Below are 21,933 nucleotides of genomic sequence, written 5' to 3'. Positions count from 1 at the left end.
TTCAGCATTAGTTACCCCACGTAAGGACTGACATGCCCAAGGCAAAAATCACCTCGAACTCAACAGCGCCGCTGGGCACCACGAGCGGTGTCAGCCGTACCCCGGTCAAGATCAACTCCGGCGGTACTCCCAAGTGGTACCTCGCCATCATGTTCCTCTTCATGATAGTGGGGCTGGCCTGGCTCATCATCAACTACCTCGCCGGTCCGAGCATCCCGGTGATGATGGAGCTCGGCCCGTGGAACTACGCCATCGGCTTCGGCCTCTTCCTCATCGGCCTGCTGATGACCATGGGTTGGCGTTAGCGGCACCGGCCGGGGGCGCCGGCGCGGAGGAATCGGGAGCCGCCGCCCCGCGATGACCGGTGCGCCTAAAGATTCGGTGACGATCGCGGATCCTGGCGGCAGGCCGGGGTGAGGAGGACTAGCCTCGGGGCCACGCCCGATGACCGCGATCTCAGGAGGAACCATGAGCACCACCGAGATGATCACCGCCCACCCCCACCCCGGCGATAACCTGGACGCCACGAAGCTCGCCGCCACCATCGACGCCGCCCTGGCCTGCGCGCAGACATGCACCGCCTGCGCCGACGCCTGCCTGGCGGAGGACATGGTCGCCGAGCTGCGTGACTGCATCCGTACCGACCTGGACTGCGCCGACATCTGCGCGACCACCGCCGCGCTTCTCAGCCGGCGCACCGGCAGCAACAGGACCGTTCTCAAGGCCCAGCTCGAGGCCTGCCGGACCGCGTGCGCCACCTGCGCCGAAGAGTGCGAAAATCACGCCGCGATGCACGAGCACTGCCGCATCTGCGCCGAGGCCTGCCGCCGCTGCGAGCAGGCCTGCGCCGATCTGCTGGCTGCCCTCGGCTGACCCGCCGTCGCCTCGGGTCAGACCCCGAGACACACGACCAACGGTTTACCGGCGCCAGGCGTTGTCACCTGGACCCGCCTTTTAACAAACACGCCCTAGGAGGCCGTCCGCGGGATGGTGTTCTCCCACGTCTTGGTGAAGAACTCCTCCTCGCCGTCACGGCAGATCACCGTAGAGGTGGTGTAGAAATAGCCCTCGTCACAGGTGATGCGCGTGACAGCCGACACCGACGTGTCCCAGTCCAGGTCTGGTCGGCGCAGCCGGATGTTCCACTCGGCCTCGGTGCGCGCCGACGTCGGATCGTCCGCCGTAATCCAGTACCGCTCGACGGATTCCTCGTCGTAGATCAGCCCGTCCGGGTAGATGCGGGTGCCGCCGTAGCCCGGATCGACCTGGAGCATGGTCTCCTGCTTGACCACGTCGGTGGTCACCAGCCGCTCGGGGCGGCGCACGCCGTTGGCGGCCTCCGCGGGGTACTTCACGTCCAGCGGCTCCGGCTGCACCGGTTCCGCGAAGGCGACGGTCCGGTCGAGCTCAGCGCCGGAATCGTCGCGGCCGGGAACGGTGAGCAGGCTGGCGGCCAGGTCGATGCTGACCGCGCTGGTGCCCGCCTGCGGCCAGATCCAGGGCCAGTAGGCCGTCGACACGGCCAGGCGCAGCGTGTGGCCCGCCGGAACGCGGTAGCCGATGCCGGTCATCGGAATCTCCACCGTCTCCCACTCGCCGGCGGGGAAATCGACGATCCGGTCCCGTCCCTCCCGGGAACTGAGATTCAGGTTGCCGCGGGTGATCAGCGTCGAGGATCCGTCGGGGGCGACGTCGCACAGGCGGACGTAGACCTGACCCCGGGTGGAGTCGGTGCTCAGATTGAGCGTCACCGAGGCGTTGCCGAGGATCTCGACGTCCTCGGTGAGGGCGAAGTCGAACGTCGTGGAGCGCCCGTCGTCGCTGCGCTGGTCGACCGGCAGGTCGGCGTCGTTTCCGTAGGGGAAGTAGCGGCCGGCGTCCCGGCCGGTGTCCTGTGGCGAGTCGACGACGACCCTGCCCTCGCGGGCCAGCGGCGTGACCTGGGCGTCGGCAAGCGGGAAGCGCCTGCCCGTCACCGCCGGCGACGGCCACCGATCCTCCGCGACCCAGCGGCCCGGCATCTCCTCGTAGTGGGAGGACGGGCGCACGGAATCCGTGATCCACGTTCTCAGCAGTGGTTCGTCCATGACTCCGGTCTCCTTGCCCTTGAGCCAGTAATCCCACCAGCGCAGGGTTTCCCCGAGGAAATCGATGAAGGGCCCCGGCTTCAGCGAACGGTCCGGGTACTGGTGCGACCACGGCCCGATGACGCCGCGCACGTTCTTGCCTCGCGCGGACAACTCCTCGCTCAGACGCAGCACGGTGTCACGGTAGGGGTCGTACCAGCCACCCACGGCGAGGACCGCCGCGTCGATGGCGTCGTAGTCCTCGCAGACCGAGCCGTGCTTCCAGAAGTCGTCGCGGGTCTGGTGGGTCATCCACTCATCCAGGTAGGGGTGCAGCCGGTTGAGTCGATGCTCCCACTGCTGGCGCCACTCATCGCCCCAGACGCGCTTGTCGACGGGACGCGACTCAAAGGCCAGCATCGTCGCGGCCCATGCGTGCATGTCGATGGCCAGCATCGAACCGCCCATGTAGTGGACGTCGTTGTCGTAGCGGTCGTCGGTGGAGCACACGGTGACGATGGCCTTCAGCGGCTCCGGCTTGAGGGCGGCCAGCTGCAGCGAGTTGAACCCGCCCCAGGAGATGCCGAACATACCGAGGTTGCCGTCACACCAGTCCTGGCGGGCAATCCAGTCAATGACCTCGAGCCCGTCCGCATGTTCTTGGGCGTCGTACTCGTCTCCGGGGACTCCTTCGGAGTTGCCGTGCCCACGGATGTCCACGCGGATGGAGGCGTATCCGTGGCCGGCGTAGTAGGGGTGGCGTTCGTGGTCACGGGGCATGGTCCAGTCGCTGGAGCGGTAGGGCAGATACTCCAGGAGGGCGGGTACCTTCTCCTCCGTCTTCGGCAGCCACGCCTTCATCCACAGCCGGGTGCCGTCCTGCAGCGGGATCCAGTCTTCCACGACGTCGACCTGGTAGGGGAATTCGTCCAACGGGATGTACTTCATGTGTTGCTCCTTAATCTGTGAATTGGTGCTGGGGGTGTGCGCCTAGCCGACGTCGGTCATGCGGCGTTTCATCCAGGGGGTCAGGGCGATCAGCAGAATTCCATAACCGATGATGACGATCGCCTGAATCCCGTAGTAGGCGACCATGTTGTCGTAGCTGAAGAACTTCACGATCTGCGCCTGGATGCCCTGCGACAACGCCATCGCGGCGAACCACATCGCCATGGTCTGACTGACGAAAGCCCGCGGTGCCAGCTTGGTCGTCGCGGACATGCCGGAGGTCTGCAGGATGAGATCGCCCAGACCCAGGAAGATGTAGCAACCGATCAGCCACAGGCTCGACAGCAGCGCGCCGCCGGGTGTGACCATGCCGCCCAGGGCGATCAGCACAAAAGCGAAACCGCCCAGCACCGTGCCGATGCCGACCTTGGCGGCGACGTGCGGTTGACGGCGACCCAGCTTGATCCACAGCCAGGCCAGGACCGGCCCCATGATGATCTCGACGATCGCGGTCAGCGAGATGTACCAGGTGGAGGGGTACTCGAAGCCGCCGATGGTGTTGTCGGTCTTCTCCAGCGCGACGAAGTTCAGGGTGTTTCCGGTCTGGAAGTACGTCAGGTTGTACATCACCAGCGCGACCAGGAGGAAGGCGTAGGGAAGGATGTTGCGCCGCTCCTGCGGGGTGACCTTCGTGGATCGGTACATCCACACCAGGAAAACGACGGGGACGATCGCGGCGACAGCCGAGACCAGGTTGATGACGACGCCCAGGACGTCGTCACCCGAGGTGGCGAAGACGACGCCCGCGACGACGACCGCTGCCACCAGAGCGAGGGTCCGCCACATGGTGGCGTCCCACGTGAACCGGCCGCGGATGGTGGCGTCGCGGGAGGCTCCGCCCAGGTGGCGCGCGCCCATCACGTACTGGATGACGCCCAGGATCATGCCCACCGCCGCGGCGCCGAAGCCGAGGTGCCAGTTGTAGTTCTGCCCCAGCCAGCCGGCGACCAGGGGGCCCAGGAAAGCACCGATGTTGATGCCTGCGTAATAGATGGAGAAGCCTGCGTCCCGACGCTGGTCACCGGGGGCGTAGAGCTCGCCCACCTTGGTGGAGACGTTTGGCTTGAGGAGGCCGGTTCCGACGATGATCAGGCCCAGGCCAATCCACGTCATGGCTTCGCCGGGCACACCCATGAATATGTGGCCGGCCGCAATGATGACGGCGCCCCACAGCACCGCCCGGTGGGTGCCGACCATCCGGTCGGCAATCCAGGCGCCGACGATGGACAACAGGTAGACGAGCGCACCGTACGCGGCCACGATGGAGGCTGCGGTGGACTGTTCGTAGCCCAGTCCGCCCTCCACGACGGCGGCGCTGAAATACAGGGCGAGGATGGCCTGGAAACCGAGGTAGGAGAATCGCTCCCACAGCTCGAGGTTGAAGAGAGTGAGCAGGCCCCGGGGGTGTCCGAAAAATGAGGCGTCCTGCTGAACTCGTCGGTCTTGCTCAACGAATTTTTCCATGGATACGGAATCTGCGTTGTTCATAGGTTCCCGCGCCGGAGTGAAAATTCGACGGCATTTCTGCGACCCAGGCTGTTTTCCGCCTGCACGGGTACGTGTCTCCTTTTGAGCCGCCCACTCCGGGTGCTTGTCCGGGTGGACGACGCTGGTTGATCTTCAGCCTGAATCTGGCGGTGGCTCGATGGTCCTTTCCGGGTTTTCCGATTCCCCGTGCACTACACATCTTTTCTGCAGCGCACGGGGCTGTGAGTGGTGCCACGGTAACCAAAGTTGGAGTCATAGTTCAACAAAAAAGTACCGATGGTCATACCTAAAAGTGGCAAAAACACCGCTCCACCTCTGTGTTCGGACTGGAAAATGTTTCCGAAAAAACTTTTCCCCCTCACCCGGTTCATGGGCGAAACCTGCCCGCTTCCCGCTCGGCCATAGGCCGTGACTCAAGTTGTGGACACCCTGGGGATGGAAAGTTATCCACAGGGTGTGAAAGAAACTGTGGATATGTTTTCGGGCCTCCACATATCCACATTCTCCACACCCTGTGGATAAACCTGTGCACTACTTTCACAACGGGACCACATGTTCGAAAGGGGTTACTTTTCGAGCTGCGAATTCCTCGATTACGCCATATTTTCGATATCACGTTCGATGAATTACAAGAATGTGCTTATCCACATTGTGGACAACTTTTGTGGATGGATCACAGGCGACGCGACATGTGGAGCATATGTGGATTACGCGGGAAATAATCCAGACATCGCAGGTCAGGCCTGTGGATAACTAAATGTGGAGAGCCGCGGACTGCCAGACGAACACGACAAGAGCGAGACTGAGGCCGCAGATCGCCGCGGCCCAACGGAACATGGGCATGCGGGACGTCACAGGCCACGCGAGCAGCACTCCGAGGAGCAGCCCGCCGAGGTGTCCCCACAGGCTGACCCCCGGCACGAGAAGTGTGTATCCCACGTTGACCGCTACCAGTACCAGCGGAGCACGCAGATCCTGCCCTTGTCTGGCCAGCACGGCGACCAGGATGACCATCAGCGCGTACAACGCTCCCGATGCGCCCGCGGTCGGTGTCAACGGGGCGGCCCACAGCACCGCGGCGTAGGAGGCGACCCCGCCGGCGAGATACGTCAGCGCGAACACCCCATGCCCCAGATGCCGCTCCGTGAACCAGCCGACCAGCAGGAGCATGACGATGTTCATTGTCACGTGTGCTGCATCGAGGTGGAGGAAACTCGCCGTGATTGCCCGGAGGACGCCATAATCGCTGGACATGACGTAGGGGCCCCAGAACATCATGGCGTCGGCAAGCGGGGAACCCAGCGTGGAGTTCGTCATCGAACCCGACTGGAAAGCGGTGATGAGCCACACGATGACGCTCACCGACGCCAGCGCCGCCGTCACCGGGGCATGATTGAGGAATGTGCGCATGTTCATTTTCTCCGGGAAAAAGCGGCCGCCCGCGCACCGTGATGGCTGCGCGGGCGGTGGGTCTCCGTCGGTGTGTACTTAGGAGAGCTCGATGGAGGTGATGACGACCGGATCGTTCGGGCGATCCATACGGTCGGTGGCGACCTTGCCGATCTCGTCGACGACCTTCTTGGAGGCCTCATCGGTGACCTCACCGAAAATGGTGTGGCGGTTGTTCAGGTGCGGGGTCGGGACCAGGGTGATGAAGAACTGGGAACCGTTGGTGCCCGGGCCGGCGTTGGCCATGGCCAGCAGGTACGGACGGTCGAACTGAAGCTCCGGGTGGAACTCGTCGGCGAAGTTGTAGCCCGGGCCGCCGCGGCCGGTGCCGGTCGGGTCGCCGCCCTGGATCATGAAGCCGTCGATGATGCGGTGGAAGATCGCGTCATCGTAGAACGGGCCCTGGTCCTCGCCCTTGGCGTTGGTGGTGGAGTACGCCTTCTCGCCGGTGGCCAGGCCGATGAAGTTGTCGACGGTGACCGGCGCGTGGTTACCGAACAGTTCGATGACAATGTCACCGTGGTTGGTGTGCATCGTTGCAGTTGCAGTCTTCTGAGTCATGTTTACCAGCTTAGATAATTTTCCCCGGTTCGCGCTTCCCCAGGCCCCGATGTTCGCCAGCAGCGGACAAGGCGCGCGCACCGCGGTGCGCGATTCTCAGTCATCGAACGCCAGCCCATGGACGTCACGCGGCGGCGCGAGATGACCATCGCCCAGCGGCGTCGGTCCCTCGTCATAGGCGACGGTGGTGTCTGGGTTCACCAGCGGGATCGTGCGCTGCCGGGAGGTGAAGGAGCGGCCGCCCGGGAGCCGGAAGTGGATGAGACGGGGATCGGAATCATCGACGTGGATGGTCATCAGCCCCTGCGTAACCAGTGAATGACAGGAACTGCACAAGGGCAGGAGGTTGCCGGGATCCGTGGGGCCGCCTTCGGAATAGGCGTGGATGTGGTGAAACTGCAGGAAGCGGGAGTGGGTGCAGCCGGGGCCGGCGCACTGGTGGTTCCATGCGGTGAGCACGACCTTCTCCACAGCGGTGGAGATGACGCGTTTCAGGGAGCCCATCTCGATGGGCACGCCACGCCAGTCCTGCATGTGGACCCGCAGCGCCCCGTTGATGACCATCGCCAGGACGTCCTCCCTGGTGGTGCCGGTCTGGCTGGGCAGACGGGGCTGGCCGTCCTCCCCGATGATGACGCTGACCTCGGCGCCCGGGGCCCGGATCTCGGACCTGGGCCGGGACAGGAAGGAGCGCAGCATGGTCATGAATGCGCCGAGCATGAGTTTCGATTGCGGTGGTCCGAAGCGGGTCTGGGGAAGCTTGTTCCTGGGACTCTCGGGCGTCGTCGGATCAACCGACTCCTCGTGGACGGGGCCGCCGTCATCGGCCCAGGTCTGGTGGTCCCTGTAATCCCCGGAGCGCTGGTAATCGGCCCAGTCGATGTACTCCTCATCGAGCTCATCGAGAGGATCGAGGATGACGTCGCGGCCGAGCGGCCGGTGGTATGGACGCTCCTCCGTTTCCGTCTCCGGCGGACACTTCTCCTCAATATCTTCCCGCGCCTGCTCGAGTCGGCCGTCGAGGAAGTCCAGCAGCTCCCGGCCCTTGAGCTCCACGGGGACGTCCTCGGCGGTGAGATCACGGAGCATGAGCAGCTCCGCTCCTTTGACGGCTGCCAGGAACTCGGCTGCGTGCCCGGGGTTCAGTCGCATGGAAAAGGAGAGCCAGCCGCTGTCCGGATCCACCCAGAAACGGACGTACTCCTGTGAATCATCGTCCTCGCCGGTGTCCTGGCCGCTGAGTTTTAACCGCAGATCCTCGCAGGTCATGTCCTCCGCCCAGGCGAGAAGCTCCTCCTGGTTCTCCTCTGTTATATATCGGAGCACGATCCGCATCTTCGAATAGGTGAGCCGGCCGGCTAAGAGGTACATGGCGACCAGCGGCCACTGGTGCAGTCGACGGGCCTGGGTGCGAAAGTCCTGGGCCGCGCGGTGGGACTGACCGTGATGGCGGGATAAATAGGAAACACAATTCTTGGCGCCGCGGGACTCTGCGAGATCCCGGGCCTCGAACTCCCCCAGCGCCACCAGGAATCGTGCGCGCTTCCTCTCGGAGGTGTCCAGGGAATGGCTCAGTTCATGATCCAGCCCGTCCGACGACAGGGTGTGGATGTCATGGAGCAGGTCGGCGGCGTGGTCCAGGTCGGCGTCAGCGGTCAGTACGGCAGTCATTGTCATTCCCCCAATGAAACGAACATGCGTTCTATTGCCGTTAAGGTTAGAGGGGGATGGCGACACGGCCCCCATAACGGGGGTGGGGAACGAAAGACCAAGGCAGCAGGCGTCGAGAAGCAGGAAATACCCGCCAGAAGGCGGGCATTCACTGACTGGTCTACAGCGAGGCGACGACCCTGTCGCGGGCCTCGACCAGGTTCTTCAGGGACTCGTTGGTCTCCGCGTAACCGCGGGTCTTCAGACCGCAGTCAGGGTTGACCCACAGGCGCTCGGCCGGGACGTGCTTGAGGGCCGCGGTGAGCAGCTCGGTCAGCTCGTCGACGGACGGGACACGCGGGGAGTGGATGTCCCACACGCCCGGGCCGATGTCGGAGTGGAAGCCCTCGTTGAGGTCGGTGAGCAGCTCCATCTTGGAACGCGCGGCCTCGATGGAGGTGACGTCGGCGTCAAGGGCGGCGACTGCGTCGATGATCTCACCGAACTCCGAGTAGCAGAGGTGGGTGTGGATCTGGGTGGTCGGCTCAGCGTCGACGGCGACCAGACGGAAGGAGCGGATGGACCAGTCCAGGTACTCCGGACGGGCGTCCTTGCGCAGCGGCAGCAGCTCACGCAGGGCCGGCTCATCGATCTGGATGATGTCGATGCCCGCCTCCTCGAGGTCGGCGACCTCGTCGGCGAGAGCCAGCGCGATCTGGTCGGCGGAGACGGAGACCGGGACGTCGTCGCGCTTGAAGGACCAGGCCAGGATGGTGACCGGGCCGGTGAGCATGCCCTTGACAGGCTTGTCGGTCAGGGACTGGGCGTACTTGGCCCACTCGACGGTCATCGCCTCTGGGCGGGAGACGTCGCCGATGACGATCGGCGGACGCACGCAACGGGAGCCGTAGGACTGGACCCAGCCGTTGTCGGTGGAGATGAAGCCGTCCATCTGCTCCGAGAAGTACTGGACCATATCGTTGCGCTCCGGCTCACCGTGCACCAGGACGTCGAGACCGAGGTCCTCCTGCAGCTTGACGACCTCAGCGACCTCGTTCTTCATCGCCTCGGTGTACTGGGCGTCCGTGATGGTCCCGGCGCGGTGGTCGGCGCGGGCCTTGCGGATTTCCTGGGTCTGCGGGAAAGAACCGATCGTGGTGGTCGGCAGTTTCGGCAGACCGAGCTCGGCCTGGGCCTCCTTGCGGCCTTCGAACTGCGGCTCGCGCTGAACCTGGCCCTCCGGCAGCTTGGCGACGCGCGCCGCCACCTCAGCGTTACGGGTGCGCTCGGACTCGGCGCGGGTGCGGACCGCGCGGTCGGCGCGGGCGAAGGCGTCCTCATCCCGGTTGGCCAGTGCCACGGCCTCGGTGATCTTCTCGTCGGCGAAGGCGAGCCAGCCGGCGACGTCGACCGGGATGTTGCTCTCCGCGGTCACGGTGTGCGGGACGTGCAGCAGGGAGACGGAGGTGGAGACCGCGACGTCCGGGTGACCGGCCTGCAACTTGTCCAGGATCTCGGCACGCTCGCGCAGGTTCGCGGCCCAGACGTTGTGGCCGTCGATCAGGCCCGCCACCAGGGTGGTCTCCGGGTGGACGGCCTCGAGAACGCGGTCGACGTAGGTCGGGTCCTCGGCCAGGACGGAGGGCGCCAGGGAGACGTGGAGGGCCTCCGGCTGGGCGTCGGCGAGCGCCTTCAGACCCTCGCGCAGGGAACCGTAGGGGGTGGTGATCAGCACGTTCGGGCGGTTGTCGACATTGAGGAGCTTCGTCCACGCGGTGCCGGCCAGCGCAGCCAGCTCGGCGTCGGCCGGGACGAGGTCCGCGACGAGGGCCGGCTCGGCGACCTGGACCCACTCGACGCCGTCGGCGGCGAGAGCGGCGAGGACGGCGGCGTAGGCGTCGACGAGCTCATCGAGGCGGGCCAGCGGGTTCTCACCCTTGGCCAGGGCCAGAAGAGTAACCGGGCCGACGAGGAAGGGGCGGACCTTGACGTCGGCATCCGCGGCCTCACGGACGATGGTGAGGATGCGCTCCGGGTTCGGCTCGAAAGCCTGGTCAGCGACTTCCGGGACGAGGTAGTGGTAGTTGGTGTCGAACCACTTGGTCATCTCGAGCGGGGCGGTGTCTGCGTTGCCGCGGCAGAGGGTGAACTCCTCGTCCAGGGTGCCGGCCTGCAGCACGCCGACGGTCAGCGCGGTCTCCAGGACCTGGTCGTAGTAGGCAACGTCGGCCGGGATGGCGTAGTCCTCGGTCAGACCGAGGTCGCGCAGGCGCCGATAGGTGTCGATGCGCAGGGAGTGCGCGGTGGAGGTGAAGGCGGCTTCGTCAATCTTGCCGGCCCAGTAGGCCTCGAGGGCCTTCTTCAGTTCGCGGTTCGCGCCGACGCGCGGGTAACCCTCGATGGTGACGTGCGGAAAAGACATGGTGGAGAACTCCTGGTGAATAGTGGGCTATTCGCGGGGGCTCCCGGTGCAAGCGTGGGTGTCAGTTGGTGATGCGGTCGAGCAGGTCGACGGTGACGCCGATGTTGTTGTGGGTGTAGATATGCAGCCCGCCGGCCCCGGCCGCCAGGACTTGCTTGGCGAGCTGCACGGTCATCCCCATACCGACGTCGTATTCGCCCTCGGGGCCGGCGTCGACCATCGCCTGACGGAGATGGCCGGGGACCTCGAGGCCGGACAGCTGCCCCATGCGCTCGACGCGCTTGAGGGAGGTCATCGGCATGATGCCCGGAATCAGCGGGATGGTCACACCCGCGAGGCGGGCCAAGCTCACGAACCGGGCGTAATCGGCCGGGTCAAAGAAGAGCTGAGTGATGGCGAAGTCGGCGCCGAGACGCTGCTTGGCCAGGAGGACGTCGATGTCCTCGTCGAAGTTGGCGGACTCCGCGTGGCCGGCCGGGTAGCAGGCCACGCCGACGGAGAGACGGCCCGCGGCGAAGCGGTAGGCCTGCCGGGACTCGACCTCCGAGATCAGCTTCTGGAGATCGGTGGCGTGCTGCAGGTGGGTGTCCGGGAGCCGGGTTTCACCCGCCGGCAGGTCACCACGCAGGGCGAGCAGGCCACGGACGCCAGCGTCGATGAGCTCCTGGATGCCGGCCTCGACCTCCTCCCTGGTGCCGGAGGTGGCGGCCAGATGTGCCAGCGGCATCATGCGGGTGTTCTCGACGATGCGGCGGATGAGGGCGGTGGTCCCCTCCAGCCAGCCGGAGCGGTGGGAGGACGTGACGGCGATGTAATCCGGGCGATAGGCGGCAAGAGCTGCGAGAACATCGTCGAGCTGTGCTGCGTCAGCGTCGTTGCGGGGAGGGATGACCTCGAAAGAGAGGGCGAGGCGATCCCAGGAGGGAGTGGTGAGAGCCTGCTCCGTGGAGTCCACAGGTGCTGAAGCGGACTGCCGCGGGGCGACCTGCGCGGCTGCGCTCATGGTCGGTGTTCCTTTGCGGTGATGGACGGTCAGCAGGGCTCTGCATTTCGTTGAGACTGGAATCTATGTCCCCGCCTCAATTCTTGAAAGTGTTAATCAATGATGGTCTCATTTATAGGCCTCCCTAGCAGTATGAATGCGGAAATCTTCTTTGAATAAAAATTAAATGCAGAACTCAACTGACAGCGCCGATTCGGACGGCTCGGTACGCTTGAGATCACCTGACCAACGTGAAGGAGTCCACTCCATGAACAGCAACGCTCTCATCGCCCAGGGGCTCGGCGCACTCACCTCCCTGCGCAGCCAGCTCAAGGAGCGCGGCAATGAGCTCGCCCGCTCCGACTACGACGAGCTGCGCGCGTCCGCCCTCCAGATCCAGAACCTGCGCAACCGCATCAACACGCTCGCCGACGGCCAGGCCAAGGACGCCGTCCGCCGCGGACTGCTCGAGGCCGGGCCCGTCACCCAGGGCGCCCACCTGCGACTGGCCAACATGCGCCAGGACGCCGAAGGCACCATCGGCGCCCTGGCCAACCGCGCCGACGACCTGACCACCATGGCCTCTCGCGAGGCCCGGAAGCGGGCCAAGAAATACGGCAAGCAGCTGCGCCCCTTCCAGAAGAAGGCCAGCAAGACCTCCAAGCGCGTGCAGAAGCGCGCCGAGGAAGCCGCCCAGAAGGTCACCGACCGCATGACCGGCAAGCAGGCCAAGCGTCGGCAGCGACTGCGCACCGTCGGTGTCGGCGCGGCCCTCGCCGCCCTGATCGCCGGACTCGCGGCCGTGGTCTACACGATCCTCGACCGCCGCAAGAAGGCCGAGGCCGAGGTCCTCAGCACCCCGCCGCGCGTCGAGGAGGAGTCCGGCGAGCAGGAGTCGACGCTGGTCTACAGCACCACCACCGGTGAGCCGGCCGCCGGCGGGCCGATCCTCCGCGATCCGGACGCTCCCGAGGACATCGAACAGTCCCCGGAGGAGGCCGCCGAGCGCGACGAGGAACTGCTGGACTCCCTCGACGAGCAGCTGCGGGTCAACCGCGAGGCACACAACCAGACCCGCGACAACCAGTAGTTCAGACCGCAGACGCGCACGGAATGTTTTCCGTGCGCGTCTTTGCGTGGAATAAGCGCTTGTCGACGAGGGTTGACATGGTCAGATTACTTTAAAATTCAAACTAGTCGAGGAGAATCCATGTCCCATTTCCGACAGAACCCCCACCCCAGCTCCCTGATCAAGCGACCCGCCGAGGACCTGCTCGCAGCCGGCACCACCATGGGCGCCGTCGAACTCCTCGTCCGCGACCTCGACGCGATGATCACCTTCTACCACGAGGGCATGCTCCTCGAGGTGCTCCAGCAGGTCGGCGACGCCGCCATCCTGGGCACCAACAGCCAGCCGTCCGTCCTACTCCGCCAGGTGGAGAACCTCCCGCCCTTCAACCCCCGGGGCGCCGGGCTCTTCCACACCGCCATCCTCTACGACTCCCCCGCCGACCTCTCCGCGGCCGTCCTCAACGTCGCCCAGCGCTACCCGCACTCTTTCACCGGCGTCGGCGACCACATCTTTTCCGAGGCCTTCTACTTCAACGACCCCGAAGGCAATGGCGTGGAACTCTACCGTGACCGCCCGCGGGAGAACTGGGAACGCGACGAGCACGGGCTCTACGCCCTCGCCACCCTGGGTTTCGACCCCAACGCCTACCTCCAGGACAACCTCAACCCGCTGCGGACGACGACCGCGGATTCCACCCTCGGGCACGTCCACCTGCAGGTCGGCGACGTCGGCACGGCCCGCGACTTCTACGCCGGCGTCCTCGGCTTCGAGGTCACCGGTGAGATCGACACCGCCGTCTTCGTCTCCGCCGGCGGCTACCACCACCACCTCGGACTCAACGTCTTCCAGTCCCAGGGCGCCGGCCCGCGCGCCGCCTCCTACGGCCTGGGCCGCGTCGACATCGACGTCCCCACCGAAGACGACCGCGCCGCCCTCGCCGCCCGACTCAAGGACCACGGCGTGACCTCCCGCGACGACGGCCGCACCCTCGAGTTCAACGACCCCTGGAACTCCCTCATCCGCGTCAAGGCCGCGACCTCGGAGAAGGCCTCCCTGTAATTCGGTTACGGCGGTGCCGGATTCTACATCCCCGGATCCGCGAGCTCGGGTTGTCCGGGCGCCGAGGCACTCTGCAGCACCGCCGCCGCTGCCCCCGGACGGGCAATCCCGTCACGGGGACCCCCGTGCCTGGCTAGAGTCACGCCACATGACTACTGACAGACGGGTGGGCAACGCCTCCTGGATCGTGGTCGTCGCCTGCGGCGTCATCGCGGCGATGCACGTATGGAAACTTCCCACCGCGCTGGGTGAGGTGCGTGCCGACCTCTCCATCGATCTCGTCCAGGCCGGGCTCCTGCTCGGGCTGGTGCAGGTCGCCGGCATGGTGGGCAGCCTGCCGGTCTCCCTCATCGGCGAACGCATCGGGCTGCGCCGCGCCATGTCCACCGGGCTGGGCCTGCTGGGGGTCGGCTCCGTTATCAGCGCCTTCTCCCCCACCGCCGCTGCGCTGATGGCCGCGCGCATCCTCGAGGGGCTCGGATTCATCCTGGTCACCGTGATGGCACCGCCCCTCATCCGCCGCGACACGCCCCGCCGGACACTGACCATCGCCCTCGGCTTCTGGACGGCCTTCATGGGCACGGCCACCTTCCTCGCCCTGCTCACCAGCTCCCTCCTGCTCCAGGCAGTCGACTGGCAGAGCTGGTACCTCTTCATGGCCGCCCTCACCGCACTCGGGATTCCCCTGCTCTTCCGCTACGTCCCCCGAGACCCACTGTCGGAGGTCAACGTCGGCGCGGCTTTCCGACGCGCGTGGCTCACCGCCACCAGCTGGAAACCGTGGATCGCCGGGCTGGTGTTCGTCTCCTACAGCATCCAGTGGTCGGCGGTGATCGGCTTCCTGCCGACCATCTACGAGGGCTACGGCATCGATCCCGTCCTCGGGGGCGTGCTTTCCGCGGTCGCCGGCGGTGTCAACGCGATCGGCGCGGTGTATGGCGGCGTCCTTCTGCACCGGGGATTCAGCGTGCGTCCGCTGGTGGTCATCGCGTTCACGGTCATGGGATTCTCGGCTTTCGCCTTCTACGCCCTGGACTGGCCGCAGCTGCCGGGCACGTTCGCTTCTCAGTTCCTCCTCGTCTGCCTCTTCTCCTTCACCGGCGCGTTCATCCCCACGGCGATCTACCGGATCGCCGTGGAGATCGCCCCGCCGGGCGGCTCCCCGCCCGCCGTCATCGGCGTGCTCCAGCAGATGCAGAACACCGGCGCATTCTTCGGCCCGGCCATCCTGGCATGGCTCGCCACCCAGGCCGGTGGCTGGGGCTCCTCCTGGTGGCTGTGCGCCGCCGCCAGCGTCCTCGGCGTCGGACTCATCCAGCTGTTCTCGGAAAACGACTGGGCTTCTCGACGCGCGGTTGACCCCGGAAACCACGGGAACCCGGTCCATTTGGACCGGGTTCCGAACTGTGGAGCATAGGAGAATCGAACTCCTGACCTTCTGCTTGCAAAGCAGATGCTCTACCAATTGAGCTAATGCCCCATCGTTCCTTGGTGGGCCTAGCAGGACTCGAACCTGCGACCTCTTCGTTATCAGCGAAGCGCTCTAACCGCCTGAGCTATAGGCCCTTGGAACATCGATAACTTTAGCCAGAACGCCTTGCTTTAAACAAATCACCCGGTCACGCCACTTTTTGTGGCCGGACCGGGTGACGTTTCCACGCCTAATCCCGGAGCTCGACCTCGAGCCCACCCATCAGTTTGTGGACCGCGTTGTAGACGAGAGCCGCCAACGGAGCCAGGATGGCCAGGAGGATGGCGAAGATCGAGCCCATGAGGACAGCGACGGACATGACCAGACCGAAGGTGACGCCGCGCTCACCGCCCACACCTCCGATCAGCGAGTTCGCCGACTCCCAGATGCCGGCCTGGCCCATGGCCGCGTACAGCAGCGCGACCATGATGAGCCAGGCAGCCAGCCCGACGAGGGCCAGCGAGCCACCGACCTTGAAAGCGGACAATGGGGACACTCTCGTCACGGTGACGGTTCGTGCGGCCATGGCTTACTCCTCCGGCTCGGATTCGGTCTCGGCGCCAGTCTCAGGCCCGGACTGTGCGTCCGACTTTACGCCCGACTTGCCGACGCCCGCCTCCTCAGCGGACTTCTCGCCCTTGGCGACGGCCTCCGCCTCATCGGCGCCTTCCTCCTCGACGTTGACGTCGACCGCGAGCAGCTCGACGCCCTCATCCAGGTTGACCAGGCGGACGCCCATCGTGGCCCGGGAGGACGGACGGATCTGGCTGACCTCGGTGCGGACGACGCCACCAGCGGAGGTCAGGCACAGGATCTCGTCGTCCTCGTCCACGGTGACGGCGGAGACGATCTTGCCGCGCTTCGGGGTGTACTTGTAGGTCATCACACCCATGCCCCCGCGACCCTGGGTGTTGTACTCCTCGATCGGGGTGCGCTTGCCGTAACCGAGGGAGGTAGCGACCAGAAGGAACTGGCCGTCCTGGGCGACGGTCATCGCCAGGAGCTGGTCATCACCCTTGAAGCGCATGCCCTTGACGCCGGCGGTGGCACGGCCCATCGGGCGCAGCTGTTCGTCGTCGGCGGCGAAACGGATGGACTGGCCCTGCTCGGAGACCAGCAGGACGTCCTCGCCCTCCTGAACCAGGACCGCCCCGATGAGCTGGTCACTCTCGTTGAGGTTGATGGCGATGAGACCGGCGCGACGTGCCGACTCATAGTCCGTGAGGCGGGACTTCTTGACCCGGCCCTGCTTTGTCGCCAGCACCAGGTACGGGGCGTCCTCGTAGGACTGAATCTGCATGACCTGCTGGACTCGCTCCTCCGGCTGCAGCTCCAGCAGGTTGGCCATGTGCTGGCCCCGGGCGGTGCGGCTCGCCTCGGGCAGCTCGTAGGCCTTGAGCCGGTAGACGCGGCCGAAGTTGGTGAAGAAAAGAATCCAGTCGTGGGTGGAGCAGATGAAGAACTCCTTGACCACGTCGTCTGCCTTCAGTTCCGCGCCACGGACACCCTTGCCGCCGCGCTTCTGCGACTTGTAGGCGTCGACCTTGGTGCGCTTGGCGTAGCCGGTTGAGGTGATCGTGACGACGACGTTCTCCTTGGCGATGAGATCCTCGGCGTCGACCTCGCCCATGTCCGGGACGATCCGGGTCAGACGCTCGTCACCGTACTTGTCGACGATGCCCTTGAGCTCGTCGCGGACGATCTCACGCTGGCGCTCCTTGGAGCCCAGGATGTCCTTGAGGTCGGCGATGGTGAGCTCGAGTTCGGCGAGTTCGTCAATGATCTTCTGGCGCTCGAGAGCGGCCAGGCGACGCAGCTGCATCGCAAGGATGGCGTCGGCCTGGATCTCATCGACGTCTAGAAGCTCCATCAGGCCGGTACGCGCCTCGTCGACCGTCGGGGAACGGCGGATGAGCGCGATGACCTCGTCGAGCATGTCGAGAGCCTTGACCAGGCCGCGCAGGATGTGGGCGCGCTTCTCCGCCTCGTCCAGGCGGAACTGGGTGCGGCGGACGATGACGTCGATCTGGTGACGGACGTAGAAGGTCAGCATCTGGTCCAGGCGCAGGGTGCGCGGGACGCCGCCGACGATGGAGAGCATGTTGGCCGAGAAGTTCGACTCGAGCTGGGAGTGCTTGTACAGGTTGTTGAGCACCACGCGCGGAACGGCGTCACGCTTGAGCGTGATGACGATGCGCATGCCGATGCGGTCGGAGGACTCGTCGTCGATCTTGGAGATGCCGGCCAGCTTGCCGTTGGTGACCTGGTCCGCGATGTTGGCGACCAGGTTGTCCGGGTTGACGTTGTAGGGCAGCTCGGTGATGACGATGAGGTTGCGGTTCTTCTCCTCCTCCATCTCCGCCACACCACGCATGCGGATCGAGCCGCGACCCGTCGTGTAGGTGTCGCGGATGCCGGAGGTACCGACGATCTGGGCCTTGGTCGGGAAGTCCGGGCCCTTCACGAACTTCATGCAGGCCTCGAGACGCTCCTCCTCACCGGACTCCGGGTTCTCCAGAATCCAGAAGATGGCGTCGGCGAGCTCGGTGAGGTTGTGCGGCGGAATGTTCGTCGCCATACCGACGGCAATGCCGGAGGAGCCGTTCATCAGCAGGTTCGGGACGCGGGAAGGAAGCACGTCCGGCTCCTGCGTCTTGCCGTCGTAGTTCGGGGAGAACTCGACGGCGTTCTCACGGATGTCGCGGACCATCTCCATGGCGATCGGCGTGAGACGGCACTCCGTGTAACGCATGGCGGCCGGGCCGTCATTGCCACGGGAGCCGAAGTTGCCCTGGCCGTCGATCAGCGGGTAGCGCATGACCCACGGCTGTGCCAGACGGACAAGCGTGTCGTAAATGGCGGAATCGCCGTGCGGGTGGAACTGACCCATTGTGTCTGACACCGGTCGCGCCGACTTCACGTAAGAACGCTCCGGACGGTAACCGGAGTCATACATCGCGTAAATGATGCGGCGGTGCACCGGCTTCATGCCGTCGCGCACCTCAGGAAGTGCACGGCCGACGATCACGCTCATGGCGTAATCGATGTAGCTGGTCTGCATCTCCTGATTGATGTCTATGGGGAGGATGCGGTCGAACCCGTCGCCGCCGTGTCCGTCGGGCCCGATGCCGGAGCCCGGCAGCTGGTCGTCACTCATTGTGGTCCTTCGCTATTGAATGCTGAAACTCCCCCAATCCTAGTGGCTCATCCTGATTTTCTGTGTTTACGGGCCATCTGAGGGCTTTTCCCATTCCCGCTCGGTATCACTTTGATACCAACCCACTTTCCCGCGCCAGCAACTTCCTGGAGCAAAAATAAGATTTAATACCATCTTTTCGTGTGATAAAGAACAGAGTTTCCGAAATTTATAATAGTAAACGTGCGCAGTTATATAGAATTAAACACGTAAGACATCAGGTTACGTACAGCTGGCCCCTTCAATCGCCCGCTAAACGCCAGAACACTGCGACCGACCGCCAGTAAATGCGTAAGAAACCACTAACATTCGATAAGAAAGGTGTTAGTCATGTTAAGGAAGAAACGCCTTCCTGCGGTCATCGCTGCCACTGCTCTCACTACTTCCGCCATAATGGCTCCCCAGGTATTCGCCCAAGGTGACCAGAACGGAGATCCGCCAGACAACTACCAGAACCTCAGTGAGATGGACGCCGACGAGACAAACACGGGCTCGGAAGCCGTGGAGTCCGGGCAAGAATCTTTAGTGGAGGTCAGCGACCCCGTGCCCACGAAGGAGCCGGTCGAAATTGGCACCCCACCCGCTGAGGCAGTCACCGATGCTGCCCCCGCACTCGAAGACACCTTCACCTTCGGGACTGACGCCCTGATCACGGACCCGTTCCAGGATCTACAGATAGAACCGCTGGCGCACGGCCAATCCATCGACGTCACCTACGGCGACTGGGAGCAAGCGGACGACGGCACCTGGGGGCGTTTTGCCACCATTCCCATTCAGCAGTCTGTCGAGACCCCTGGCGCTAATCAGACGGTCTGGGTCCCCTCCGGTTATGCCCTGCCCACTGACGTCGATGGGGACCAGAACTGCTTCACCCACGACAGCGACAATGACGGCAAACTGAACTTCAACGGTGCACAGATCCTGCGCGGCACGATTCTCGTCGGGGGCCAGTCTTATCGCACGGCCACGGGCCATTGCATGACCGAGGATGATCCTTACACCCCGCCGAGCACGACCAGCACCAGCCCGAGCACGACCAGCACCAGCCCGAGCACGACCAGCACCAGCCCGAGCACGACCAGCACCAGCCCGAGCACGACCAGCACCAGCCCGAGCACGACCAGCACCAGCCCGAGCACGACCAGCACCAGCCCGAGCACGACCAGCACCAGCCCGAGCACGACCAGCACCAGCCCGAGCACGACCAGCACCAGCCCGAGCACGACCAGCACCAGCCCGAGCACGACCAGCACCAGCCCGAGCACGACCAGCACCAGCCCGAGCACGACCAGCACCAGCCCGAGCACGACCAGCACCAGCCCGAGCACGACCAGCACCAGCCCGGGTTCCAGCACAGGCTCCGGGAACGGCTCTTCCGCCAGCTGGCCGATCTGGCTTATCCCGATCATCGCCCTGCTTCCGTTCCTGAGCTCCGGGTCTTCGGGCTCCTCGGGGTCCTCCATCGGCGACACTGCCGTTCCGAGCCAGCCTGAGCAGACCCCGCCCCAGACTTCGGTGCCCGTGCAGCCGACGCCTTCTGCACCGGCCGATCAGCCGTCCCCGCAGGCAACAGTGACAGAGTTGCCGACCCAGGCTATCCCGATCAAGCAGGTCCCGGTCCAGCAGGCACCGGTCCAGCAGGCACCGGCAAAGACTGCCCCTGCCAAGCAGACCCCTGCCAAGCAGACCCCTGCCAAGCAGCCGAAGACCGAGGTTCGTTCGCTGGCCAACACTGGCGTCGATTCCATGGTCGCTCTCGCAGCTGTTCTGGGCCTTGTCCTGGCACTCCTCGGTGGCCTGATGCTCGTGCGTCGACGCGAGCAGTAGGACGGATCATCTGAGGCCCGCCCCGGCACCCTGCGGTGCCGGGGCTCACCCGTTTCCGGCGGAAACACGGTGGCAGGTTGGTATCGTGACGCCCATGGCTATGACACTCCGGCTCACAGAGGAGCAGGACCGCGCGCTGAGCATGCTCGCGGCCGCGCAGGGCTCGTCGAAACACGAGGCGGTGGTACGCGCCATCGTCACGGCGGCCGCCCGCATGCTTGACGACGCCGAAATCGCCGCCCTGGCCCGCGACGAAGTCGCCGGTTTCGCCGCAGTCGAAGCACGTATCCGTCGGTCGAGATCATGAAAAACCTGTCTCCGGAACAACTTCTCGCCATTGCGGATGAGTTCACTCCCATCGCCAGGGTGCGGGTGCGCTCTTTCGGCGCGCTGGTCGCCTGCGCGGCAGTGCCGGGTGCCCGGGTGTCGGGCGTTCCCGTCTACGACAGCGTCGGTTCAGCCTCATCCGCTCTCCGGGAGGCGATCGTGAAGCTCGAACCACTGACGGATCGCAATATCGCTTTTTCCGAGATCGCCGCAGGAGTCTATCGCCGCTGGGCGACCGCCTGAGTCGTGAGCGCAACCAGAGTGACCAGAGTGGCGGGGGAGTTCGATAGGGTCGACGGCATCACGTTCCCGCCACCTGAGAGGACCCCCACCATGAAGAAGCTCACCGTCGCCGCGGTTGCGGCCGTCGCCACCGCCTCCCTGGCCGCCCCGGCTGTCGCTAACGCCCAGTACATCCACCAGCCGGCGCCCCTGCACAGCGTTTCCACCGGCTCCTCCGCACTCGACTCGACCATCGGTGTTGGAGTCATCGCGGCAGTGACCAAGCTGGTCATTGACAATGTTCAGCCACTGTCCGACCTCGTTGAGGAGATCGCGACCGGAATCGGCTCCTCCCAGCTGGTCGGCTCTTCCGGGGTGAGCTTCAACCTGGAGAGCCTCTCCGCCTAGTTTGCACGTCCCCTCCGCCTCGCACCCGCCCGGCGGATGGCCGATGTCGACAATCGGTTGGCCAGCGACATTCGCTTCTGTTACGTTTGAGAACGTTGTGGTTGTAGTGACCGCTGGGACGAAATGCAGCCGTAGCTATGGCGGAAGAACCGCAACACCCGTCGGACTGTCCTGGACGCCGCACCACTCGGTGGTGTGGCGTCCAGGACAGTTGTCCTCTCCCCGAATCCGGGTTCGACGGTAGAGTCGACGCGTAACCACCAGCGTCGAAAGGCCTCTTCCCATGACTGATCTCTCCCAGCTCCTCGTCGGCGAAAGCCGCTCCGCCGTCGTCGCCGATCTCGCCGCCTTCGTCGAGCACACGGTGTCGGAACAGTCAGGCATCACCGGGATGGCTCTCAAGGGGGGTGTCGGCGCCGCCAAGAAGGTCAAGGCGAGCATCGTCCCTTCGGGAATCAACCGCATGCTTCCGGAGATGCTCGGGGAGATGCAGCCCTACTGGGAACAGTTCCTCGCATCCGGGCAGGAGGACTTCGGGCAGTACCTGAATCCGAAGGCCGGCGAAGTCAGCGACGCCATCCTCCGCGTCGCGGACAAGCACGCCGAGACGATCAACGTCCCGGCGCTGCAGAAGGTCTATCAGTCACTGCGGGGTCGCGCAGGCAAGATCATGTCCCCTCATGTGCCGGAGCTTGCACGTATCCTGCAGCGGCACATGTCCTGAC

At 65.0% G+C, this 21,933-nt stretch carries 20 protein-coding genes and 2 tRNA genes; 10 read left to right on the top strand and 12 right to left on the bottom strand.

Features of this window, described 5'->3' with window-relative positions; all coding sequences use genetic code 11:
* Positions 1–32: 32 nt before the first annotated feature.
* Together crgA and CGUA_RS00175 are read left to right on the top strand one after the other, a co-directional pair.
* Complete coding sequence (gene crgA, locus CGUA_RS00180; protein WP_290196501.1) at positions 33–305, top strand: cell division protein CrgA; 273 nt, start codon at positions 33–35, stop codon at positions 303–305.
* 163 nt (positions 306–468) lie between these two features.
* Positions 469–873 carry a four-helix bundle copper-binding protein gene (locus CGUA_RS00175; protein WP_290196499.1) on the top strand — a complete coding sequence of 135 codons (405 nt, stop codon included), beginning with the start codon at positions 469–471 and terminating at the stop codon, positions 871–873.
* Positions 874–968: 95 nt separating this feature from the next.
* On the opposite strand, the gene CGUA_RS00170 is transcribed toward CGUA_RS00175, so the two are convergent.
* The 7 genes from CGUA_RS00170 to CGUA_RS00140 all read right to left on the bottom strand — a co-directional run bounded on the left by CGUA_RS00170 (position 969) and on the right by CGUA_RS00140 (position 11,647).
* The gene (locus CGUA_RS00170) at positions 969–3,014 is read right to left on the bottom strand and encodes a CocE/NonD family hydrolase (protein ID WP_290196497.1); all 2,046 of its coding nucleotides are present in this window, start codon (positions 3,012–3,014) and stop codon (positions 969–971) included.
* A 42-nt stretch (positions 3,015–3,056) separates the two neighbouring features.
* Positions 3,057–4,538, bottom strand: a complete 1,482-nt coding sequence (locus tag CGUA_RS00165) for a peptide MFS transporter (RefSeq protein ID WP_290196494.1) — start codon at positions 4,536–4,538, stop codon at positions 3,057–3,059.
* Positions 4,539–5,315: 777 nt separating this feature from the next.
* Positions 5,316–5,972, bottom strand: coding sequence for a rhomboid family intramembrane serine protease (locus CGUA_RS00160; protein WP_290196492.1), 657 nt, complete (start codon positions 5,970–5,972; stop codon positions 5,316–5,318).
* A 78-nt stretch (positions 5,973–6,050) separates the two neighbouring features.
* Complete coding sequence (locus CGUA_RS00155) at positions 6,051–6,572, bottom strand: peptidylprolyl isomerase (RefSeq protein WP_290196490.1); 522 nt, start codon at positions 6,570–6,572, stop codon at positions 6,051–6,053.
* 96 nt (positions 6,573–6,668) lie between these two features.
* Entirely contained in the window at positions 6,669–8,243 is a 1,575-nt protein-coding gene (locus tag CGUA_RS00150) for an HNH endonuclease signature motif containing protein (RefSeq protein ID WP_290196488.1), read from the bottom strand.
* A 160-nt stretch (positions 8,244–8,403) separates the two neighbouring features.
* Positions 8,404–10,644: a 5-methyltetrahydropteroyltriglutamate--homocysteine S-methyltransferase gene (gene metE, locus CGUA_RS00145; RefSeq protein WP_290196486.1), complete on the bottom strand. Its 2,241-nt coding sequence runs from the start codon at positions 10,642–10,644 to the stop codon at positions 8,404–8,406.
* A 61-nt stretch (positions 10,645–10,705) separates the two neighbouring features.
* Positions 10,706–11,647 (bottom strand): methylenetetrahydrofolate reductase, encoded by a 942-nt coding sequence (locus tag CGUA_RS00140; RefSeq protein WP_290196484.1) that lies wholly within the window; start codon positions 11,645–11,647, stop codon positions 10,706–10,708.
* Positions 11,648–11,894: 247 nt separating this feature from the next.
* Here CGUA_RS00140 and CGUA_RS00135 point away from each other — a divergent pair, with 247 nt between their 5' ends.
* The 3 genes from CGUA_RS00135 to CGUA_RS00125 all read left to right on the top strand — a co-directional run bounded on the left by CGUA_RS00135 (position 11,895) and on the right by CGUA_RS00125 (position 15,174).
* Positions 11,895–12,716, top strand: a complete 822-nt coding sequence (locus tag CGUA_RS00135) for a hypothetical protein (protein ID WP_290196482.1) — start codon at positions 11,895–11,897, stop codon at positions 12,714–12,716.
* Positions 12,717–12,836: 120 nt separating this feature from the next.
* Positions 12,837–13,757 (top strand): VOC family protein, encoded by a 921-nt coding sequence (locus tag CGUA_RS00130; protein ID WP_290196480.1) that lies wholly within the window; start codon positions 12,837–12,839, stop codon positions 13,755–13,757.
* 148 nt (positions 13,758–13,905) lie between these two features.
* The gene (locus CGUA_RS00125) at positions 13,906–15,174 is read left to right on the top strand and encodes an MFS transporter (RefSeq protein WP_290196478.1); all 1,269 of its coding nucleotides are present in this window, start codon (positions 13,906–13,908) and stop codon (positions 15,172–15,174) included.
* Here CGUA_RS00125 and CGUA_RS00120 read toward each other — a convergent pair.
* The 5 genes from CGUA_RS00120 to CGUA_RS00100 all read right to left on the bottom strand — a co-directional run bounded on the left by CGUA_RS00120 (position 15,165) and on the right by CGUA_RS00100 (position 19,896).
* A tRNA-Ala gene (locus tag CGUA_RS00120) sits at positions 15,165–15,237 on the bottom strand. The two genes, CGUA_RS00125 and CGUA_RS00120, sit on opposite strands and share 10 nt — an antisense overlap.
* Positions 15,238–15,246: 9 nt before the next feature.
* Positions 15,247–15,323, bottom strand: a tRNA-Ile gene (locus CGUA_RS00115).
* Positions 15,324–15,418: 95 nt separating this feature from the next.
* The gene (locus tag CGUA_RS00110) at positions 15,419–15,754 is read right to left on the bottom strand and encodes a DUF3566 domain-containing protein (protein WP_290196476.1); all 336 of its coding nucleotides are present in this window, start codon (positions 15,752–15,754) and stop codon (positions 15,419–15,421) included.
* A 3-nt stretch (positions 15,755–15,757) separates the two neighbouring features.
* On the bottom strand, positions 15,758–18,385 hold the full coding sequence (gene gyrA, locus CGUA_RS00105; RefSeq protein ID WP_290196474.1) for a DNA gyrase subunit A: 2,628 nt from the start codon (positions 18,383–18,385) through the stop codon (positions 15,758–15,760).
* A 1,034-nt stretch (positions 18,386–19,419) separates the two neighbouring features.
* Positions 19,420–19,896: a hypothetical protein gene (locus CGUA_RS00100; protein WP_290196472.1), complete on the bottom strand. Its 477-nt coding sequence runs from the start codon at positions 19,894–19,896 to the stop codon at positions 19,420–19,422.
* Positions 19,897–20,005: 109 nt separating this feature from the next.
* Between CGUA_RS00100 and CGUA_RS00095 the strand changes: the two genes are divergently transcribed.
* From CGUA_RS00095 to CGUA_RS00075, 5 genes are all read left to right on the top strand, one after another.
* Positions 20,006–20,251, top strand: coding sequence for an LPXTG cell wall anchor domain-containing protein (locus tag CGUA_RS00095; protein ID WP_290196469.1), 246 nt, complete (start codon positions 20,006–20,008; stop codon positions 20,249–20,251).
* A gap of 94 nt (positions 20,252–20,345) precedes the next feature.
* A complete protein-coding gene (locus CGUA_RS00090; RefSeq protein ID WP_290196467.1) occupies positions 20,346–20,558 on the top strand; it encodes a CopG family transcriptional regulator in 213 nt (70 codons plus the stop codon).
* Positions 20,555–20,821, top strand: a complete 267-nt coding sequence (locus tag CGUA_RS00085) for a TetR family transcriptional regulator (RefSeq protein WP_290196465.1) — start codon at positions 20,555–20,557, stop codon at positions 20,819–20,821. Before CGUA_RS00090 ends, CGUA_RS00085 begins: the two co-directional genes overlap by 4 nt.
* A gap of 90 nt (positions 20,822–20,911) precedes the next feature.
* A complete protein-coding gene (locus CGUA_RS00080) occupies positions 20,912–21,208 on the top strand; it encodes a hypothetical protein (RefSeq protein WP_290196463.1) in 297 nt (98 codons plus the stop codon).
* Positions 21,209–21,491: 283 nt separating this feature from the next.
* Entirely contained in the window at positions 21,492–21,932 is a 441-nt protein-coding gene (locus tag CGUA_RS00075) for a DUF6918 family protein (RefSeq protein ID WP_290196462.1), read from the top strand.
* Position 21,933: the final 1 nt, after the last annotated feature.

Origin of the sequence: Corynebacterium guangdongense (genome assembly GCF_030408915.1) — a bacterium.
Classification (GTDB): domain Bacteria; phylum Actinomycetota; class Actinomycetes; order Mycobacteriales; family Mycobacteriaceae; genus Corynebacterium; species Corynebacterium guangdongense.
The sequence above is the reverse complement of the archived record's forward strand: the minus strand, read 5'-3'. Positions and strand labels throughout refer to the sequence as shown.

Excerpts from the sequence above, each read along its gene's own strand:
- CGUA_RS00085 (WP_290196465.1), top strand. The coding sequence starts at position 20,555 with ATGAAAAACCTGTCTCCGGAACAACTTCTCGCCATTGCGGATGAGTTC.
- CGUA_RS00075 (WP_290196462.1), top strand. The coding sequence starts at position 21,492 with ATGACTGATCTCTCCCAGCTCCTCGTCGGCGAAAGCCGCTCCGCCGTC.
- CGUA_RS00150 (WP_290196488.1), bottom strand. The coding sequence starts at position 8,243 with ATGACTGCCGTACTGACCGCTGACGCCGACCTGGACCACGCCGCCGAC.
- CGUA_RS00170 (WP_290196497.1), bottom strand. The coding sequence starts at position 3,014 with ATGAAGTACATCCCGTTGGACGAATTCCCCTACCAGGTCGACGTCGTG.
- CGUA_RS00130 (WP_290196480.1), top strand. The coding sequence starts at position 12,837 with ATGTCCCATTTCCGACAGAACCCCCACCCCAGCTCCCTGATCAAGCGA.
- gyrA (WP_290196474.1), bottom strand. The coding sequence starts at position 18,385 with ATGAGTGACGACCAGCTGCCGGGCTCCGGCATCGGGCCCGACGGACAC.
- CGUA_RS00080 (WP_290196463.1), top strand. The coding sequence starts at position 20,912 with ATGAAGAAGCTCACCGTCGCCGCGGTTGCGGCCGTCGCCACCGCCTCC.
- CGUA_RS00155 (WP_290196490.1), bottom strand. The coding sequence starts at position 6,572 with ATGACTCAGAAGACTGCAACTGCAACGATGCACACCAACCACGGTGAC.
- CGUA_RS00160 (WP_290196492.1), bottom strand. The coding sequence starts at position 5,972 with ATGCGCACATTCCTCAATCATGCCCCGGTGACGGCGGCGCTGGCGTCG.
- CGUA_RS00140 (WP_290196484.1), bottom strand. The coding sequence starts at position 11,647 with ATGAGCGCAGCCGCGCAGGTCGCCCCGCGGCAGTCCGCTTCAGCACCT.
- CGUA_RS00125 (WP_290196478.1), top strand. The coding sequence starts at position 13,906 with ATGACTACTGACAGACGGGTGGGCAACGCCTCCTGGATCGTGGTCGTC.
- CGUA_RS00165 (WP_290196494.1), bottom strand. The coding sequence starts at position 4,538 with ATGGAAAAATTCGTTGAGCAAGACCGACGAGTTCAGCAGGACGCCTCA.
- metE (WP_290196486.1), bottom strand. The coding sequence starts at position 10,644 with ATGTCTTTTCCGCACGTCACCATCGAGGGTTACCCGCGCGTCGGCGCG.
- CGUA_RS00110 (WP_290196476.1), bottom strand. The coding sequence starts at position 15,754 with ATGGCCGCACGAACCGTCACCGTGACGAGAGTGTCCCCATTGTCCGCT.
- CGUA_RS00135 (WP_290196482.1), top strand. The coding sequence starts at position 11,895 with ATGAACAGCAACGCTCTCATCGCCCAGGGGCTCGGCGCACTCACCTCC.
- crgA (WP_290196501.1), top strand. The coding sequence starts at position 33 with ATGCCCAAGGCAAAAATCACCTCGAACTCAACAGCGCCGCTGGGCACC.
- CGUA_RS00175 (WP_290196499.1), top strand. The coding sequence starts at position 469 with ATGAGCACCACCGAGATGATCACCGCCCACCCCCACCCCGGCGATAAC.
- CGUA_RS00090 (WP_290196467.1), top strand. The coding sequence starts at position 20,346 with ATGGCTATGACACTCCGGCTCACAGAGGAGCAGGACCGCGCGCTGAGC.